Source organism: Mycobacterium paraterrae (assembly GCF_022430545.2).
Classification (GTDB): Bacteria; Actinomycetota; Actinomycetes; order Mycobacteriales; family Mycobacteriaceae; genus Mycobacterium; species Mycobacterium paraterrae.
The window spans coordinates 5,398,368-5,415,467 of sequence record NZ_CP092488.2 but is presented as its reverse complement, the minus strand read 5'-3'; the positions used below and the strand labels follow the sequence as shown (position 1 = coordinate 5,415,467).

Here is a 17,100-nt window from a genome sequence, read left to right as displayed (position 1 = left end):
AGATCCAAAACTGTAGGGAAAACCCTTATTGATCAGCGCCACCCTAATCGCTCAGCATTATTTCAGCCTTCGCTTATGCCATTGCCAGGTCGGAAAAGCATCCGACCACCACATAGGAGACGCCCCGATGGATACGGAATTTGTTGCTACGCCGCCGCTGGTCACCTGCGACGACGTCGAGTATCCGCAGGCCTTGGGCCGCCGGATCAAGCTCGGATTGACATTGGTCGGCGCGGCAGCGGCCACTGTCGCGACATTAGCCATCGCCCCAGCGGCTACTGCCGATCCTTCGACGGTCGTTATACCCGACTTCCCGAGTACGACGGGCGATCGCATCGCGCCGGAAAATCTGGGCATACTTCCTTACTTCGCCGGAGAGGCTTACCAACAGAACGGCCACTACACAGACTCTTTGGGCGTCGCCGTCGACACTGCGGGTTTGCAAGCTCCCAACGGTCCGCTCGAGATCAACGATTACGAGGTTTCCAGCCTGGAAGCTGTTAGCTACGTGACGCCTGGAAGCGTTGCCAGCGTCACGGGTGCAGCGACCGACGGAACGATCTTCGGGTCGACTTTCAGCGCAATCATCACCGGCTCAGGGATTTACAACCTCTTTGAAGACACTCCGTTCCTCACAACCGGTGCCACTTCGCTGGTGCAGAATGTCAACGACATCTGGCTCTACGACCCCGCCGGGTTGCCGTTTTCCGATCTGTCCGGCGTCGAGTTCGGCATCCAGTACCTGGATTTGCCAGACGCCGCCACGGGTCCGGTCGACCAGCTGAATGTCTTGGGCGCCGGTGGCGAGATCCTGTTCTCGATTCCAGTGACAGGTGACTTGCTCACCCTCTTCTGAGTTCAGGCCCCTGGGTGCTCCACGGATGAGCGAACGCTTGCGTGAGGCACGGGGCCGACGTCATCCCGCCTTCGCCAGCGGCGAACCCGCTATTCGACACCATCCCACTGACGGACGCGCCCAACGCGGGCACACCCATCGGGCTCGACTACGAGCTATATGGCGTTAGTCCGCTGACGCAGGCGACGTCGGACCCGGGCGCCTACGACGTGTTCAATGGCGCAGCAATCCGGTTCGACGACGCGTACAACGTCGCGCTCTACGCGCTGCTGAGCTACGGAGCTCTCGACACCAACCCCGCGGACTACTTCGACGGAACGCATATCACAGACGCGCTGGCGGGAGGCACCGCAACGTATGCCTTCGACTACTTCTACGACTATGCGATCGGCGATCTATCCGGATTCTTCGGAACCAACTTGTCGTTCCTCGACATCGCCCTGCCAGCCCTCAGCTGACAGGTCCGTCTCAGGAACCCCCGGAGGAAACTCCGGGGGTTTGCTGTGGGCCCAACTCGATGACCTTTATCCCAGCTAGTCTGTGCGGATCCTCAGTTTTACTCAGGGTGGCAGCTAACTCGTTCACGCTTACGGGGTGCCTATAGATCCGGCGACGGAGCAGTGGAAGCTCTTCGGCAGAGCCATTTTCGGCGTCGACCTGCAACTTCATCCGCTTTGCGAAAAGTACGGCGAACGTACGAAATCCTAGTGAAACACTTCTCATAGCCACACGAAGCTGTTATGTTCTTCTCAGGTTCCAGCGGCGGGGTTAAGGCTTCAAGCCAGGGGTGCTGGGGGGACCTCCGACGATTGCCCGGATCGTCGGCGGACACATTCGAAAGGCAATTTTCATGCACATTCGTAAAATTGCTGCGGCCGCTGGCTTTGCCTGCGGCGCGGCACTGGCATTCGCGCCGCTCGCCCAGGCGGACCCGTCCAGCTTCGCGGTGACCACCCTGGACAACGAAATCAATTCGCAGAACTCGATTCTCGAGACCTACGCTCTGCTGACCGGTGACTCCGCCGATATCACCACGCACGGCTCCGGCGTCTATGACACCATCAACCAATCGGTGACGCCGTACTTGGTCCCTGGTGACGCAACATACGGTCAGGTCACGCCGCTGGAAACCGAGATCTACGGCGCTAACCCAATTCTGGCCGGCATCTCCACCGACACCGGGCCTTACAACGTCTTCAACGGCGCGCTGACCGAGTACTACGACGCGTACAACGTTCTTGCGTTCGCTGCGCAAAACGGGGGCGCCCTGGACACCAACCCCGACGACTATCTGGGATCTCCCACCAGCATCGCGGCCGGATTGGACACCGGTTCGGTGTCAGGCGCGTACCAGTACTTCCTCAACTTCGCACTCGGCGACCTCAAGGGCTACGACGCGATCTTCGCGCCGCCGGCAAACACCCCCGGCGACATCGACCCCTACATCTCGAACGAGATCGTGCAGCTGAACAACCTCTTCGAGCTCGACGGCAAGCTCGCGGGTGTGTACGGCGACATCATCCCGAACGTCAACTCGATTCCGGGCAACTACGTCGGTTTCGACACCATCGACCCCGACAACACCAACACCCTGTTCAACGAGTTGGTCTTCGGCCTCAACCCGGCCAACGTTTCGGATGACCCGGGCTCGTACGACGTGTTGAACGGCGCGTTGAGCGAGTTCTTCAATGCCTCCAACGTCGGGCTGTACTCGCTTTTGAACGGCGGCGACATCCTTCCCGTCGCTGACGTGATCGGCACCCACGCCGACTTCCTGTCCGGAGGGGTGTCCTCGGCCATCACGGACTTCCTGAACCTTGGCTTCCAGGACCTGCTCGGCTACTTCGAGCCTGGGGCTTTGATGCCATAGTTCCACGATCGACAACGAACCCCCGGAGGCAACTCCGGGGGTTTCGTTTTGTTGCGACATGAGTGACGGTTTCGCGACGTTCGCAACGGTTTCTTTCACATGCATATTGATTTCATAAATATGATTTTGCATTGCGAAACAAATGTATTTTCGAGGCCAAGCAAATGTTATTCATCGGTAAAAACAGAGAATTAAATTTTTCTCAGGAAATGTCTTCAGAATTTAGGTCGTAATTGTTAGATTCCTCTCAGGTTTCCAACAAATGGGGTCAGGCCTGGGACAGCCTGGTTGGTGGGGGACCTCCGGCGGTCCAGCTGAACCGCTCGGCGGATAAATCTCTGGGAGGGAACAACTATGAAAGTTCGTCACGTTGCTGCGATTGCCGGTATTGCGACCGGGGCCGCGGTCGCGTTCGCGCCGTTGTCGGATGCGGCACCAACCGATCTCATCGATTTCGACAGCATCAACAACAGTGAAATCGCTTCACTCAATTCGCTATTCGCGTTCGGTGCCACGCTGACGGGCGTCCCGGACACCGCGTACACCGGCGGCGGACCGGGAGAATTGTTCGCTTTGACGCCTGCCGGCATCGCGGAATTTGCACCCAAGGTGACCGACCCGTCACTAGTAACTCCATTTGAGTACTACATGTATGGCGTTGACCCCATTGACGCTGGCATTTCCAGCGGCACCAGCGCTGCGAACGTCTTCAACGGTGCGGCAATCAATTTCGCCGACTCGTTCAACGCCACGCTGTATGGACTGCTGAACCCCAACGAAGTCGCCCCAGACGATGTTTTCATCGGCTCGGCCAACAACGTCGCTGCTGCTTTGGCGTCGGACAACGCTGCAATCTGGTTCTACGACCGGGGTATTGACGACCTGTCCGGCTATTTCCAGCAGGACCTGTCGTTCTTGCAGCTCGGCGACGTCGCTTCGCCAGGCGCGGCAGATCCGGTGGACCTCAGTTCTGTTTTCACCGCCGAGGTCGAGGGACTGAACAGCCTCTTCGGCACGGCTGCAGATGCGGCTGGACTTTCCGACAAGGTTGTCGAGGGCACGGGCGTGCTCCCGTGGGACACGATTCCTCTGGGGGATAGCACCGATTACTTCAACACGCTGATCTTCGGCCTCAACCCGGAGAACGTCATCGAAGAAGGGTCGATTGGCTCGTATCACGTGCTCAACGGCGCACTCACGGAGTTCGCCAACGCGTACAACGTCGGATTGTTCGCGCTGCTGAACGGCGGCGATCTGATTGACTCTGCCGACATCTTCGGTACGCACGCTGAATTCTTGGAGGGTGGCGTCGTTTCGGCAATCAGCGACTTCGTCCAGCTGGGATTCAACGACATCTTGGGTTACTTCGACCCGAGTGCACTCATCCCCTCCATGTAGTACCGACGCTGCGACGGGACCCCCGGAGAGAACTCCGGGGGTCTCGCTGTGCGTGGGATCCCAAAATTCATCTACTGAACTCCTAGAAAATACATATCTATTTGTTATGTTGTTTTCAGGTTTCCAGCAGCGCGGATCCGGTTCTCGGAAATCTGCGCTCGCGAAACCTCCGGCGGTACGCCCCCTCGTCGGCGCCAACCTGAAAGACACAACCATGGACATCCGCAAGATTGCCGCAGCCGCTGGCTTTGCCACCGGAACTGCATTGACGTTTGCACCGCTGGCAACGGCGGACACCCCGATCACCAGCACCGTGGACAGCGAGATTTCGTCGCTGAACTCGATCTTCGACGGCGAAGCCGCGCTCGCGGGCAACTCGGCCGACATCACCCATCACGCCGGCTCGTTCGACACCATCCTTCCAGCGGATGCACCTCAGACGGGCACCCCGACTCTTCTTGATTACGAGCTGTACGGGGTGAATCCGATCGCGGCGGGCCCAGCTTCTGACCCGGGTTCCTACAACGTCTTCAACGGCGCGCTCGGCAAGTTCGACGATGCCTACAACGTCTACCTCTATGCGGCTCAGAACAACGGCGCCATGGACATGAACGATGCTGACTTCATCGGCTCGCCGAGCTCGATCGATTATGCGCAGACCCTCGGCGTTACCGGCGCCGAGCAGTACTACCTCAACTTCGCTCTCGGCGACCTGGAGGGCTACTTCGGCATCTTCCCGCAATCGGCCGCATCGACGGCCGAGGTCGACCCCCTAGCTAGCGTTGTCACGAGCGAAGTTTCGGCGATGAACTCCTTGTTTGTGTCGGAAGCCACCCTGGCCGGGATCCCCAGCGCCGACTACTCGGCCGGTCCGCAAGGATTCGACGTCATCAACCCGGCGGACATCGCAAACGACGCGCCGGCTTCCGGGACGCCGTCGATCCTCGACTACGAACTGTTCGGAGTACAGCCGTTCACGGCCGGTGTCGCAAGCGACCCGGGTGCCTTCAGCGAGTTCAACGGCGCCCTGGTCAATTTCGATGACGCGCTCAACGTCGAGCTCTACTCGCTGATCAACCCGACGGCCGCCGTCGACACGATTCCGCTGGCCGATCTGTTCGGCTCGTCGAGCGGAATCACCGAGGCGTTGGCCACCGGATCCGCCTCCGGTGCGATCACCGACTTCCTCACCGACGGCTGGAACGACCTGCTCGGGTACTTCGGAGTCTTCGCTAACTGATTACCGCTGCACGACGAGCCCCCGGAGGCGACTCCGGGGGTTTCGTTTGGCCTAACCATCCCGCGATTGTGCCGCGGCACCGCTGGCTAGCTACGCTGGAAGCGCCAAAGCCCGGCTTCACCAGGAGATTCCCATCAGCAGTTTCGCCGACCAAACCTTCACCGCGCCGGCGCAGATTCGGAACTTCTGCATCATCGCCCACATCGACCACGGCAAGTCCACGTTGGCCGACCGGATGCTGCAGCTCACCGGCGTCGTGGACGAGCGCTCGATGCGCGCCCAGTACCTCGATCGGATGGACATCGAGCGTGAGCGCGGCATCACGATCAAGGCGCAGAACGTCCGCCTGCCGTGGGAGGTCGACGGAGAGCGATTCGTCCTGCATCTGATCGACACCCCCGGCCACGTCGACTTCACCTACGAGGTGTCGCGCGCACTCGAGGCCTGCGAAGGCGCGGTGCTGCTGGTCGACGCCGCCCAGGGAATCGAGGCGCAGACGCTGGCCAACCTGTACCTGGCGCTCGACCGCGACCTGCACATCATTCCGGTGCTCAACAAGATCGACCTGCCCGCGGCGGATCCGGAGCGTTACGCCGGCGAGATCGCGCACATCATCGGCTGCGAACCGAGTGACGTGCTGCGCGTTTCGGGCAAGACCGGGGAGGGGGTGGCTGATCTGCTCGACCACGTCGTGCGCGAGGTGCCGCCGCCCACCGGGGACCCGAACGCGCCAACGCGGGCAATGATTTTCGACTCGGTCTACGACATCTACCGCGGCGTGGTGACCTATGTGCGGGTGGTCGACGGCAAAATTGTTCCGCGCGAGCGCATTCAGATGATGTCGACCGGTGCCACGCACGAACTCCTTGAGGTCGGCATCGTATCGCCGGAGCCGAAAGCCTCGGTCGGACTTGGTGTCGGCGAGGTGGGCTATCTGATCACCGGCGTGAAAGACGTCCGCCAATCCAAGGTCGGTGACACCGTCACCACTGCCAAACACGGCGCGACGGAAGCGCTCACCGGATACCGCGAGCCGCGACCGATGGTCTATTCGGGGCTGTATCCCGTTGACGGATCGGACTATCCGGATTTGCGCGACGCATTGGACAAGCTGCAGCTCAACGATGCGGCGTTGACGTACGAACCCGAGACGTCGGTGGCGCTCGGCTTCGGCTATCGCTGCGGATTTCTCGGTCTGCTGCACATGGAGATCACCCGCGAGCGGCTGGAGCGCGAGTTCGACCTCGACCTCATCTCGACGTCGCCGAACGTCGTCTACCGGGTGGTGAAAGAGGACAACACCGAAGTCATCGTCACCAACCCGTCGGATTGGCCAGAAGGCAAGGTGCGCACGGTCTATGAGCCGGTGGTGAAGACGACGGTCATTGCGCCGAGCGAATTCATCGGCACGATCATGGAGCTGTGTCAGTCGCGCCGCGGCGAACTCGGCGGCATGGACTATCTGTCGACCGAACGTGTCGAGCTGAGGTACACGATGCCGCTGGGGGAGATCATCTTCGACTTCTTCGACTCGCTGAAGTCGCGGACCCGCGGCTACGCCAGCCTTGATTACGAAGAAGCCGGGGAGCAGGAAGCCTCGCTGGTCAAGGTCGACATCCTGCTTCAGGGCGAGGCCGTTGACGCGTTCAGCGCGATCGTGCACAAGGACGGTGCGGCGGCCTACGGAAACAAGATGACCACCCGCCTCAAAGAGCTGATCCCGCGTCAACAATTCGAGGTGCCGGTGCAGGCCGCGATTGGCTCGAAGATCATTGCGCGCGAGAATATTCGCGCTATTCGCAAAGACGTGCTGTCCAAGTGCTACGGCGGTGACATCACCCGTAAGCGCAAACTGCTCGAAAAGCAGAAGGAGGGCAAGAAGCGGATGAAGACCATTGGCCGGGTCGACGTGCCGCAGGAGGCGTTCGTCGCGGCGCTGTCCACGGACGCCGCGGGGGACAAAGGCAGCAAGAAGTAGCCATGCGGACGCTCGGACTGGCTACGGCGTGCACGGTAATCGCCGCGTATGCCGTGGGCTGTGGTCCGGTCGTCGACGGCACGGCGAAGCCGGCGCCGCATCTGAAGCCGAAACCGTTGTCCGGCTTCACCGTCAAGCGGGTTCTGCTCGACGGTCGGGCGTTGTCGAAAATGCTCGGACAACCTCTTGTTGCCCGGGCGCCCGCCAAATTCGGCGGCCGCGACCTCCTGGACCAGCGTGAGGCGCCGCCGGAGTCGGCCGATTGCCTCGAGGTGACGGCGATGCTGCAGGGCAGCGTTTATGGCCCGGCCAACGTCCAGAGCATCGCGTCGGTGTCGTGGTGGAACGACGGGGATCCCGCCCAGGTGATCAGCGTCAAGGAAGGCGTCGTGACACTGCCCTCGGCGGCCGAAGCGCAGGCGCTGTTCGCGACATTCCCGGACCGGTGGCAGCGCTGCAAGGGTCAGACGACGGACGAGAAAGCTGGCCCGATCGACACGTCGACGGTGATCAACGACGTTCGCGCCGTCGATTCCGTTGTGGCAGCGACCAATACCGCGACAGCGACGCTGCCCAACATGCCGTCGCTGCAGCCCACCCCGCAGGCTCGTGCCGTCGGTGTCCGACTCAACTGCATCGTGGAGGTCGACATGGTCTTCTTCGGCGACCGACGTCCGTCGGATCCGGGATCGGCGGACCCGGACACCAGTGCTGTCGACGTCGCTCAGGCGATGATGGACAGGGTCAGCGAGCTGAGCTGATGACGACGGACTCGCGCACCCGGGCAGACATGTGCCCCGGTGTGTGGCGTCCCTGGCAGGCCGACGACGGGTTGCTGGTCCGCATCCGGTTGATGGGCGGTGTGCTTCCCACGCCCGCCCTGCGCCGCCTCTGCGAGGTCACCCGACGATACGGCGACGGCGGAATCCATTTGACCCGACGCGCGAATCTGCAACTGCGCGGATTGCCCGGTGACGACGGTCGCTTGACCCACGACGTTGCGCTCGCGATCGAATCGACCGGGTTGATGCCCACGCGCACACACGAACTCGTGCGCAATGTGTTGGCGTCACCGCAGACGGGGTTGGCCGGCGGCCGCATCGACCTACGTCCGGCGATCGCGCGGCTCGACAGGCTCCTGTGCGCGAGCCCGCGACTCGGTCTGCTGCCCGGACGATTCCTGTTCACACTCGACGACGGCCGCGGAGATCTGCTGACCCGCTTGACCGGCGCCGGGAAGCGTGGCACCGACCTCGGCTGCGTGGCGCTTGACGACAACGTGGTCCAGTTGCGAGTCGGCGATCACTGGGGCGACGTCATCCCGGTCGCGGATGTCGCCGACCGGCTGACCGACCTGGCGGGCCAGTTCCTCGACGCGCGAGGAGTCGGGGCCGACGCGCCATGGCACATCCGCGAATTGGGTCGGCCGCTCCAACCGCCGTTTCCCGCGGACCCGCGGATCCCCGCCGCGGCGCCAGCGCTGCCGTATGGAAAGGTGCCCGGCGGCGAGCATGTGCCCGCGCACGAAGGCGTCTTGAACCCCGACCAGGTGCAGGCACTGCTCGAACGCGCCGTGGACGTACCGCATGTCGTGGTCACACCGTGGCGCGGCGTCCTTGTGCCGAACACCCCGGAGGTAGGCGAGTGACCCAGACGACCCGACCGACGCGGCGCTACGACTACATCGCCGACGGGCCGGCAATCTACGCGGACTCGTTCGCCACCATCCGGCGCGAAGCCGACCTGTCACACGTGCCGGCGGAGGCTGAAAAGCTGGCCGTCCGAATGATTCACGGCACCGGTCAGCCCGACCTGGTGGACGACCTGATCATCCACCCGACGCTGGTGTCGGCGGCTCGCTCGGCGTTGCAGTCCGGCGCGCCCATTCTGTGCGACGCCCGCATGGTCGCCACCGGCATCACCGCGGGCCGGCTGCCCGCCGCCAACGAGGTGCACTGCTTTCTCAACGAGCCGGGTGTGCCGGCGTTGGCCAGGGAGTGGCAGACCACCCGCACCGCCGCTGCCGTCTCACTGTGGGAACCGTTGCTGCACAACGCTATCGTGGCCATCGGGAATGCGCCGACGGCATTGTTCCACCTGCTGGAAATGCTCGTCGACGGCGCGCCTCGTCCTGCCGCGATCGTCGGCTGCCCGGTAGGGTTCGTCGGCGCCGCGGAATCCAAGGACGCGTTGGCATCCTTCCGGCGCGACCACGACATCGACATTCCGTTCGTCACGGTGCGCGGGCGTCGCGGCGGATCGGCGATGACGTCGTCGGCCGTCAACGCGCTGGCTTCGGAGGTCGAGTGACGGGCGGGCGCTTCTACGGTATCGGCTTGGGCCCCGGGGATCCCGAGCTGATCACTCGGAAGGCGGCACGGGTCATCGGAGAAGCCGATGTCATCGCCTACCACGCCGGTGTCAACAAGCAGTCGTACGCGCGCACCATCGCGGCGGACCTGATTCCGGTCGATGCCATCGAGGAGGAACTGCGCTATCCCCTCACCACCGGGACCACCGATCATCCCGGCGGGTATGCCGGTGCGCTGGCCGAGTTCTACGAGGAGTCGGCCGCCAGACTTGCAGCGCATCTGAGCGCCGGCCGAACCGTTGCCCTTCTCGCCGAAGGGGATCCGCTGTTCTACGGCTCGTTCATGTACATGCACGATCGTCTCAGCAGCCGATTCCCGACCGAGATCGTTCCTGGAATACCGGCGTTCACCGCCGCCACGGCGGCGGTCGCGTCGCCCCTGGTTCGGCAGACGGATGTGCTGACGGTGCTGCCCGGCACGCTGCCGGAAAGTGAACTCGCGCGTCGACTGGCCGACACCGACGGCGCGATCATCATGAAGCTCGGCCGCACCTTTCCGGCTGTGCGCCGCGCGCTCGCCGCCGCCGGCCGCCTCGACCACGCGATGTACGTCGAGCGAGCCAGCCACCCCCAACAACGGTGGCTGCCCGTGACCGAGGTCGACGAGACGACCGTGCCGTACCTGTCGCTGATCGTGGTCAATGGCGACTCCCGCAACGGCCCGCGGTCCCGTGTCATGGTCGAAGAGCCAAGCCCCGCAATCATTTCTACCAGTGCGGCCAATGTCGAGCTGCTCGTGATCGGATTGGGGCCGGGCCCGGACGACTGGATGACGGCTGAGGCAGCGGCGGCGCTGACGCAGGTCCGGCACGTCGTCGGCTATGGGCCGTACGTCGCGCGGGTCCCGCAGCGAGAAGGCCTGCAGCGGCATGTGTCCGGCAACACCGTCGAGGTCGATCGGGCCCGCTTTGCTCTCGACCTTGCCGCGAAGGGCGAGTCGGTCGCCGTGGTATCCGGTGGCGACGCAGGGGTTTTCGGAATGGCCGCGGCGGTGTTCGAGGCGGCCGAGGACGAGCGCTACGCCGACATCCCGATTCGGGTGCTGCCCGCCGTATCGGCCGTGCACGCCGTTGCCGCGCTGGCCGGAGCGCCGCTCGGCGCTGATTTCGCCGTGCTCAGCCTGTCGGACCGACTCAAGCCCTGGGCGGTGATCGAGAAACGACTGCGTGCCGCAGCCGACGCCGATCTCATTGTAGCCATTTACAATCCGGCCTCGCGTTCGCGACACGATCAGATCAAGCTGGCCCGCGACATTCTGCTCGAACACCGTCGTGGCGACACCGTGGTAATCGTCGGGCGCGACGTCGGGCGCGCCGAGCAGTCGCTGACCGTGACGACACTGGCAGACCTCGACACCGACTCTATCGACATGAAATGCCTTGTCCTGGTAGGCGCGTCGAGTACCAGGGTCACATCCAACGGCCGGGTCTGGACGCCGCGATGGGTGCGATGAACCCCGTGCGATTCGTCGGCGCCGGACCGGGCGCCGCCGACCTGCTCACTGTCCGGGCCACCCGGCTGCTCGCCGACGCCGACACCGTCCTGTACCCAGGCAGCTACCTCGACCCTGCGGTGCTGGAAACATGCTCCCCGACAGCCGAACTGGTCGACACCCAAAGTTTGAACCTGGACGACATCGTGGCCCGGATGGTCGCCGCGCAACAGGCGGGTCGACGGGTCGTTCGCCTGGTGTCGGGTGACCCGTCGCTCTACAGCGCGGTGTCGGAGCAGACCCGCCGGCTCGACGCCGCCGGCGTGCCGTGGGACATCACACCGGGCGTGCCGGCCTATGCCGCCGCGGCGGCGCGCATCGGTCGCGAGCTGACCGTTCCGCTCGTCGCGCAATCCGTGGTGTTGACCCGCACGCAAGCACGGTCGACCGCAATGCCGGACACCGAGTCGCTGGTTGCGTTCGCGGCGACGCGGTCGACGCTGGTGCTGCACTTGGCGATCACCGCCATCCGCGCGCTGATGGACGAAATCACCGACTATTACGGCGCCGACTGCCCGGTCGCTGTGGTGTACCGGGCTTCGCAGCCCGACGAGGTGACTCTTCGCGGTACCGTCGCCGACATCGCCGACCACGTCGAGGCCGCCGGACTCACGCAGGCGGCGGTGATCATGGTGGGCGACGTGCTCGCCGCACGACCCGATCCGCGGGCGGGCGAGAGCCACCTCTACGACGCGCACCGCGACCGATCGGTTACTTCGTGAACGCCCACTGCGTCACTGCCCGCGACGGCGTCCACCCGGTGTACGAGCCGACCGGCGCGGCGTGCTCGACATGAATACGGGTGAGCTCACCGCCGTGCTCGGCGTACGCCGCGGCGAGGACGGCCTCCGTCTCGACCGTGACCCCGTGCACGACTATCCGGCCGCCGCCGGGCAACGCGTCGAGGCAGCGCCGCAGCACACCGGTTCGACTCGCGCCGCCGCCGATGAAAACCGCATCAGGGCTTGCCAATTCGCTCAGCGCTTCCGGTGCAGCTCCCGACACCACATGCAGCGCCGGCACGCCCAGCGACCGCGCGTTACGGGCGATGCGGTCGGCCCGCTGCGGGTCGGCTTCCACCGCGACAGCCCGGCAGGTCGGGTGCGCGCGCATCCACTCGATGCCCACCGAACCCGCCCCTGCGCCGACGTCCCACAGCAATTGCCCCGGCGCCGGCAACAGCCGTGCCAGCGCGCTTGCCCGCAGATCCCGCTTGGTCAGCTGACCGTCGTGCTCGAACGCGTCGTCCGGCAGCCCCGTCGCCCAGCCCGCGCGCAACGGTCCGTCCAATTGCAGCGCAACGATATTCAGCCGGGAGACAGCACCGGCGAAATCGGCCGCAGTGCCGTCGTGAAAAGTCTCGTCGTCGCCGCCGAGGTCGCCGAGCACCACGAATCGACTCGACCCGTATCCGCGCTCGGTGAGCAGATCGGCCAGAGCCGCGGGCGTTTTCTCGTCGGACGACAGCACGAGAACTCGCCGACCGGGGGCCAATTCGCGCAACACGGCATGCACGTCGCGGCCGACGACGCTGACCACCGCGGTGGACTCCGCGGACCATCCCAGCCGGGACCGGGCGATGGTCACCGACGACAGATGCGGGAAGACCGTCACCCGATCAGAGCCCAAGATGTCGACCAGCGTGGTGCCGATGCCGCTCAGCATCGGGTCGCCGGAGGCCAGCGCGACCACTCGTTGGCCCGCCAACTGCGTCAGCAGGTCGGGCAGCGCCGCGCTCAACGGCGATGGCCACGGCTGGCGAACCTGACCTTCGGAACCGGGCAGCAGCCCGAGCTGACGCGGGCCGCCCAGCACGACATCCGCCGACGCGACGACCGCCCGCACCGCCGGTGTCAGGCCGTCCCACCCGTCGGCGCCGACACCGACGACGGTTACCCGCAGGTCAGAGGTCGGCACGGCGGCGATGCTAGCGTAATGCCCGCGACGCACCCTGCGAACAGGCGTAATGATGCCCACTGCTGATCAGCTGTACCCGTTTCCCGCCGTCGTCGGCGGCGACCCCGACGCCCCCGGTGGGCTCGACGACATGGCGCTGGCGCTGATTCTCAGCGTCATCGATCCCGGCATCGGCGGCGTGCTGGTGCGCGGCGAGAAGGGCACCGCGAAATCGACGCTGGTTCGCGCGCTGATCCAGATCTTGCCGCCCATCGACGTCATCGCCGGCGACCGATTCTCCACCGACCCCGCACAGCCGAACGCGACCTCTCCGGACGGGCCGTTCGGTCCCGACGCGCCGGTGCAGACCCGGCCGGTGCGACTGGTCGAACTTCCCGTCGGAGCCACCGAAGACCGGGTGGCCGGATCGATCGACCTCAAACAAGCGCTCGGCGAAGGCGCCGTCCACTTCGAACCTGGCCTGCTGGCCAACGCCCACCGCGGAATCCTCTACGTCGACGAGGTCAATCTCCTGCACGACCACCTGGTCGACCTGTTGCTCGACGCGGCCGCAATGGGCACCGTCACCGTGGAGCGCGACGGTATCTCGGTCACTCACGCGGCACGGTTCGTGCTCGTCGGCACGATGAATCCCGAAGAGGGCGAGTTGCGGCCGCAGCTGCTTGACCGCTTTGGGCTCACCGCCGAGGTCGCCGCGCCGCGCGACCCCGCCCGGCGCGCCGAAGTGGTACGTCGGCGGCTGCAGTTCGACGCCGATCCGCAGGCTTTCCGCGCCCGATACGCGAATGCCGAACAACGGCTGCGCAATCGGATCCAGCGTGCGCAGTCCACCCTGGTTCACATCCAGCTCACCGATGCGGCGCTGCTCCAGATCGCCGAAGTGTGCGCGGCGGCGGGCGTCGACGGCATGCGTGCCGATATCGTGATCGCCCGCGCCGCCGCCGCCCACGCCGCATGGCACGACCGCAAACACCCGAACATCGACGACCTGCGCGCCGCTGCGAAGCTGGCCCTGCCGCATCGTCGCCGGCGCAACCCGTTCGATGCTCCCGGGCTCTCCGACGAGGAACTCGACGAGCTGCTGCCGCCCGATACCGACGGCGGACCGGATCCCGACACCGATCCCGACGATCCCGGCGGGGGACAACACGCACCCGAACCTCACAGCGCCGGTGCGCAGCAGGATTCGACACCTGCGCCGCCGGTCGGCGCCGGTGAGCCATATCGGACGAAACTATTCACGGTGCGCGGGGTGGGGGACGGGCACGCCGGGCGTCGGAGCCGCGCCCGCACGACGACGGGCCGGCGCACCGGAGCCAGCCCGCTGTCCGAGTCGGGCATCCATCTGGTCGAGACCGTTCGCACGGCCGCGCCGCACCAGGTCGCGCGCGGCCGCACAGGTGGGCGAATGTTGTTGCAGGCGAAGGATCTGCGTGGCGCCGTGCGTGAGGGACGGGAAGCGAACCTGGTGATATTCGCCGTCGACACCTCGGGGTCGATGGCGGCCCGGGAACGGATGCGTCAGGTGAAGACCGCGATTTTGTCACTGCTTCTGGATGCCTATCGGCGGCGCGACCGGGTCGGTGTCGTCACGTTCAGGGATCAGGCCGCCGACATCGCACTTCCGCCGACGGGTTCGGTCGACATCGCGGCCAAGCGGTTGGACGGACTGCCGGCCGGCGGCCGAACACCGCTTGCCGAGGGGTTACTCAAGGCGGCCGAGGTGGTGCGACGGGAGCGGCTGCGTGACCCCAGCCGACGGCCGCTGCTCGTGGTGGTCACCGACGGTCGCGCGACCATGGGCGCCGATCCCGTCGGGCGGGCTCACCGGGCCGCGGCGTTGTTGGCCAACGAGGAGGTGTCCAGCATCGTCGTGGACTGTGAAAGTGGGCGTATGCGAATGGGTTTGGCCGTCACCCTGGCGCAGCATCTGAACGCCGAGCACGTCCCGCTCGGTCAGGTGAACGCCCAGGCGCTGGCCGACATCGTCCGCGGTGCCACCGCTGCGGGCGCGGCCTGATGCCGCAGGGTCAGGTGTCGGTAGTACCCGACGACAAGCTGACGACCCGGCAACGCCGCAACCGCCCACTGCTCATGGTGCATACCGGCGAAGGGAAGGGAAAGTCCACCGCGGCCTTCGGCTTGGCGCTGCGAGGCTGGAATCAAGGCTTCCGCATCGGGGTCTTCCAGTTCGTCAAGTCGGCCAAGTGGCGCATCGGCGAGCAGACCGTCCTCGAGCGATTGGGCGCGCTGCACGCCGAGACCGGCGAGGGCGGTCCGGTCGAGTGGCACAAGATGGGGTCCGGCTGGTCGTGGAGTCGCAAGGCCGGCACCGAAGTCGACCACGCGCGGGAGGCCGCGGCGGGCTGGGCCGAAATCAAGCGCCGACTCGGCGCCGAATCCCACGACCTCTATGTGCTCGACGAATTCACTTACCCCATCACGTGGGGCTGGGTGGACATCGGCGACGTCGTCGATACTCTCGTCAACCGCCCGGGCCACCAGCATGTGGTGATCACCGGTCGCAACGCCGATCCGCGGCTACTCGAGATCGCCGACCTGGTGACCGAGATGACCAACGTGAAGCACCCGATGGACGCCGGTCAGAAGGGCCAGCGAGGCATCGAGTGGTAGCTACCGAGCTTGCGCGTATCGTGGTCGCCGCGCCCGCATCCGGGCACGGAAAGACCACGGTGGCAACCGGATTGATGGCCGCTCTGGCCGGACGGGGACTGGCGGTATCGGGGCACAAAGTTGGGCCCGACTTCATCGACCCCGGCTACCACGCCATGGCGACCGGCCGCCCGGGCCGCAACCTCGATCCCTTCCTGGTCGGTGCGCAACGCATCGTTCCGCTGCTGCTGCACGGTGCGCGAGCAGCTGACATCGCCGTAATCGAAGGCGTGATGGGACTTTTCGACGGGCGACTCGGGACCGCCGGCGAAGCGTCGACCGCCCACGTTGCCGCGCTGACCAGAACGCCGGTGCTGCTGGTGGTCGACATCTCACACGCGTCGCGGACGCACGCCGCGGCGATCTCCGGGCTCGCGTCGTTCGACCCGTCGGTTCACATTGCGGGCGTGATCCTGAACAAGGCGGGCAGCGCGCGGCACGCCGACGAGGTTCGCGACGCCCTGATCCCGCTCGGCATTCCGGTACTCGGCGTCCTTCCCCGCAATGAGGGCATCGTGACGCCGTCACGGCATCTGGGTCTGGTCCCGGCCGCCGAGCGCGCTGAATCGGAACAGACCATCGGGCGGATGGCGGAAACGATTGCCGCGCATGTGGATATCGACGCAATCCTCGATCTCGCGCGAAAAACGGAGCCTCTACCCGAGACGCCGTGGGATCCCTCGCAGGAAATCCAGCCACCGTCGGAGGCCAGGCCCGTGGTCGCGGTGGCCGGTGGGCGGGCCTTCACGTTCCGCTACGCCGAGACCGAGGACTTGCTGCGCGCCGCCGGATGCGACGTCGTGGAATTCGACCCACTCGCCGACGCGGGCCTGCCCGGCGGCACGGCCGGGATCTATCTCGGTGGCGGCTTCCCGGAGGTCCATGCCGCCGAGCTGGCCGAGAACCGTTGCCTGATGGGTGAATTGCGGTCCGCCATCGACGCGGGCGTTCCGACGGTTGCCGAGTGCGCCGGATTGCTCTACCTGTGCCGCTCGCTGGACGGCACACCGATGGTTGGCGCCGTGCCCACCGACGCGGTGATGACGCCGCGACTGACCTTGGGTTACCGAACCGCCGTCAGCGCAACCGATTCGCTGCTTGCCGAAGCCGGTCGGCACGTCACCGGCCACGAATTCCACCGCACGACCATCGCTGCGCTCGACGGTCAACCGGCGTGGAAACTGGATAAAGGTTTCGAAGGTTTCGCCACGCCCACCCTGCACGCGGCCTACCTGCACATCCACTGGGCCGGATACCCAGCTCTCGCAGAAGGATTCGCACGGGCCGTCCACCGCGCTTGACGGC

Annotated in this window: 15 protein-coding genes; 14 read left to right on the top strand and 1 reads right to left on the bottom strand. The window is 65.3% G+C overall.

All coding sequences use genetic code 11. The annotated features are described in order from the left end of the window. Positions 1–28: 28 nt before the first annotated feature. The 11 genes from MKK62_RS25980 (at position 29) to cobM (ending at position 11,927) form a co-directional block, all read left to right on the top strand. On the top strand, positions 29–856 hold the full coding sequence (locus tag MKK62_RS25980) for a hypothetical protein (protein ID WP_240263054.1): 828 nt from the start codon (positions 29–31) through the stop codon (positions 854–856). Positions 857–897: 41 nt separating this feature from the next. Then, complete coding sequence (locus tag MKK62_RS25975; RefSeq protein WP_240263055.1) at positions 898–1,314, top strand: hypothetical protein; 417 nt, start codon at positions 898–900, stop codon at positions 1,312–1,314. A gap of 392 nt (positions 1,315–1,706) precedes the next feature. Further along, positions 1,707–2,726: a hypothetical protein gene (locus MKK62_RS25970; RefSeq protein WP_240263056.1), complete on the top strand. Its 1,020-nt coding sequence runs from the start codon at positions 1,707–1,709 to the stop codon at positions 2,724–2,726. 354 nt (positions 2,727–3,080) lie between these two features. After that, positions 3,081–4,124, top strand: a complete 1,044-nt coding sequence (locus MKK62_RS25965) for a hypothetical protein (protein WP_240263057.1) — start codon at positions 3,081–3,083, stop codon at positions 4,122–4,124. Positions 4,125–4,338: 214 nt separating this feature from the next. After that, entirely contained in the window at positions 4,339–5,364 is a 1,026-nt protein-coding gene (locus tag MKK62_RS25960; RefSeq protein WP_240263058.1) for a hypothetical protein, read from the top strand. A gap of 175 nt (positions 5,365–5,539) precedes the next feature. Then, positions 5,540–7,342, top strand: a complete 1,803-nt coding sequence (gene lepA / locus MKK62_RS25955; protein ID WP_240263922.1) for a translation elongation factor 4 — start codon at positions 5,540–5,542, stop codon at positions 7,340–7,342. A gap of 2 nt (positions 7,343–7,344) precedes the next feature. Continuing rightward, on the top strand, positions 7,345–8,103 hold the full coding sequence (locus tag MKK62_RS25950; RefSeq protein ID WP_240263059.1) for a sensor domain-containing protein: 759 nt from the start codon (positions 7,345–7,347) through the stop codon (positions 8,101–8,103). Then, the gene (locus MKK62_RS25945) at positions 8,103–8,990 is read left to right on the top strand and encodes a ferredoxin-like domain-containing protein (protein WP_240263060.1); all 888 of its coding nucleotides are present in this window, start codon (positions 8,103–8,105) and stop codon (positions 8,988–8,990) included. Before MKK62_RS25950 ends, MKK62_RS25945 begins: the two co-directional genes overlap by 1 nt. Next, on the top strand, positions 8,987–9,652 hold the full coding sequence (locus tag MKK62_RS25940; protein ID WP_240263061.1) for a precorrin-8X methylmutase: 666 nt from the start codon (positions 8,987–8,989) through the stop codon (positions 9,650–9,652). Before MKK62_RS25945 ends, MKK62_RS25940 begins: the two co-directional genes overlap by 4 nt. Continuing rightward, positions 9,649–11,166: a precorrin-3B C(17)-methyltransferase gene (gene cobJ / locus MKK62_RS25935; protein ID WP_240263062.1), complete on the top strand. Its 1,518-nt coding sequence runs from the start codon at positions 9,649–9,651 to the stop codon at positions 11,164–11,166. Before MKK62_RS25940 ends, cobJ begins: the two co-directional genes overlap by 4 nt. Next, a complete protein-coding gene (cobM, locus tag MKK62_RS25930; protein WP_434085002.1) occupies positions 11,154–11,927 on the top strand; it encodes a precorrin-4 C(11)-methyltransferase in 774 nt (257 codons plus the stop codon). Before cobJ ends, cobM begins: the two co-directional genes overlap by 13 nt. Here cobM and cbiE read toward each other — a convergent pair. Beyond that, positions 11,917–13,122, bottom strand: coding sequence for a precorrin-6y C5,15-methyltransferase (decarboxylating) subunit CbiE (cbiE, locus tag MKK62_RS25925; protein WP_240263064.1), 1,206 nt, complete (start codon positions 13,120–13,122; stop codon positions 11,917–11,919). The two genes, cobM and cbiE, sit on opposite strands and share 11 nt — an antisense overlap. 52 nt (positions 13,123–13,174) lie before the next feature. On the opposite strand from cbiE, the gene MKK62_RS25920 reads away from it, so the two are divergent. Genes MKK62_RS25920 through MKK62_RS25910 form a run of 3 tightly spaced genes read left to right on the top strand, consistent with a single transcriptional unit; the run spans position 13,175 to position 17,096 of the window. After that, on the top strand, positions 13,175–15,142 hold the full coding sequence (locus MKK62_RS25920) for a VWA domain-containing protein (protein WP_240263065.1): 1,968 nt from the start codon (positions 13,175–13,177) through the stop codon (positions 15,140–15,142). Continuing rightward, positions 15,142–15,756: a cob(I)yrinic acid a,c-diamide adenosyltransferase gene (gene cobO, locus MKK62_RS25915; protein ID WP_240263066.1), complete on the top strand. Its 615-nt coding sequence runs from the start codon at positions 15,142–15,144 to the stop codon at positions 15,754–15,756. The genes MKK62_RS25920 and cobO overlap by 1 nt, the downstream gene beginning before the upstream one ends. Then, complete coding sequence (locus MKK62_RS25910) at positions 15,750–17,096, top strand: cobyrinic acid a,c-diamide synthase CobB (RefSeq protein WP_240263067.1); 1,347 nt, start codon at positions 15,750–15,752, stop codon at positions 17,094–17,096. The genes cobO and MKK62_RS25910 overlap by 7 nt, the downstream gene beginning before the upstream one ends. Positions 17,097–17,100 lie beyond the last annotated feature (4 nt).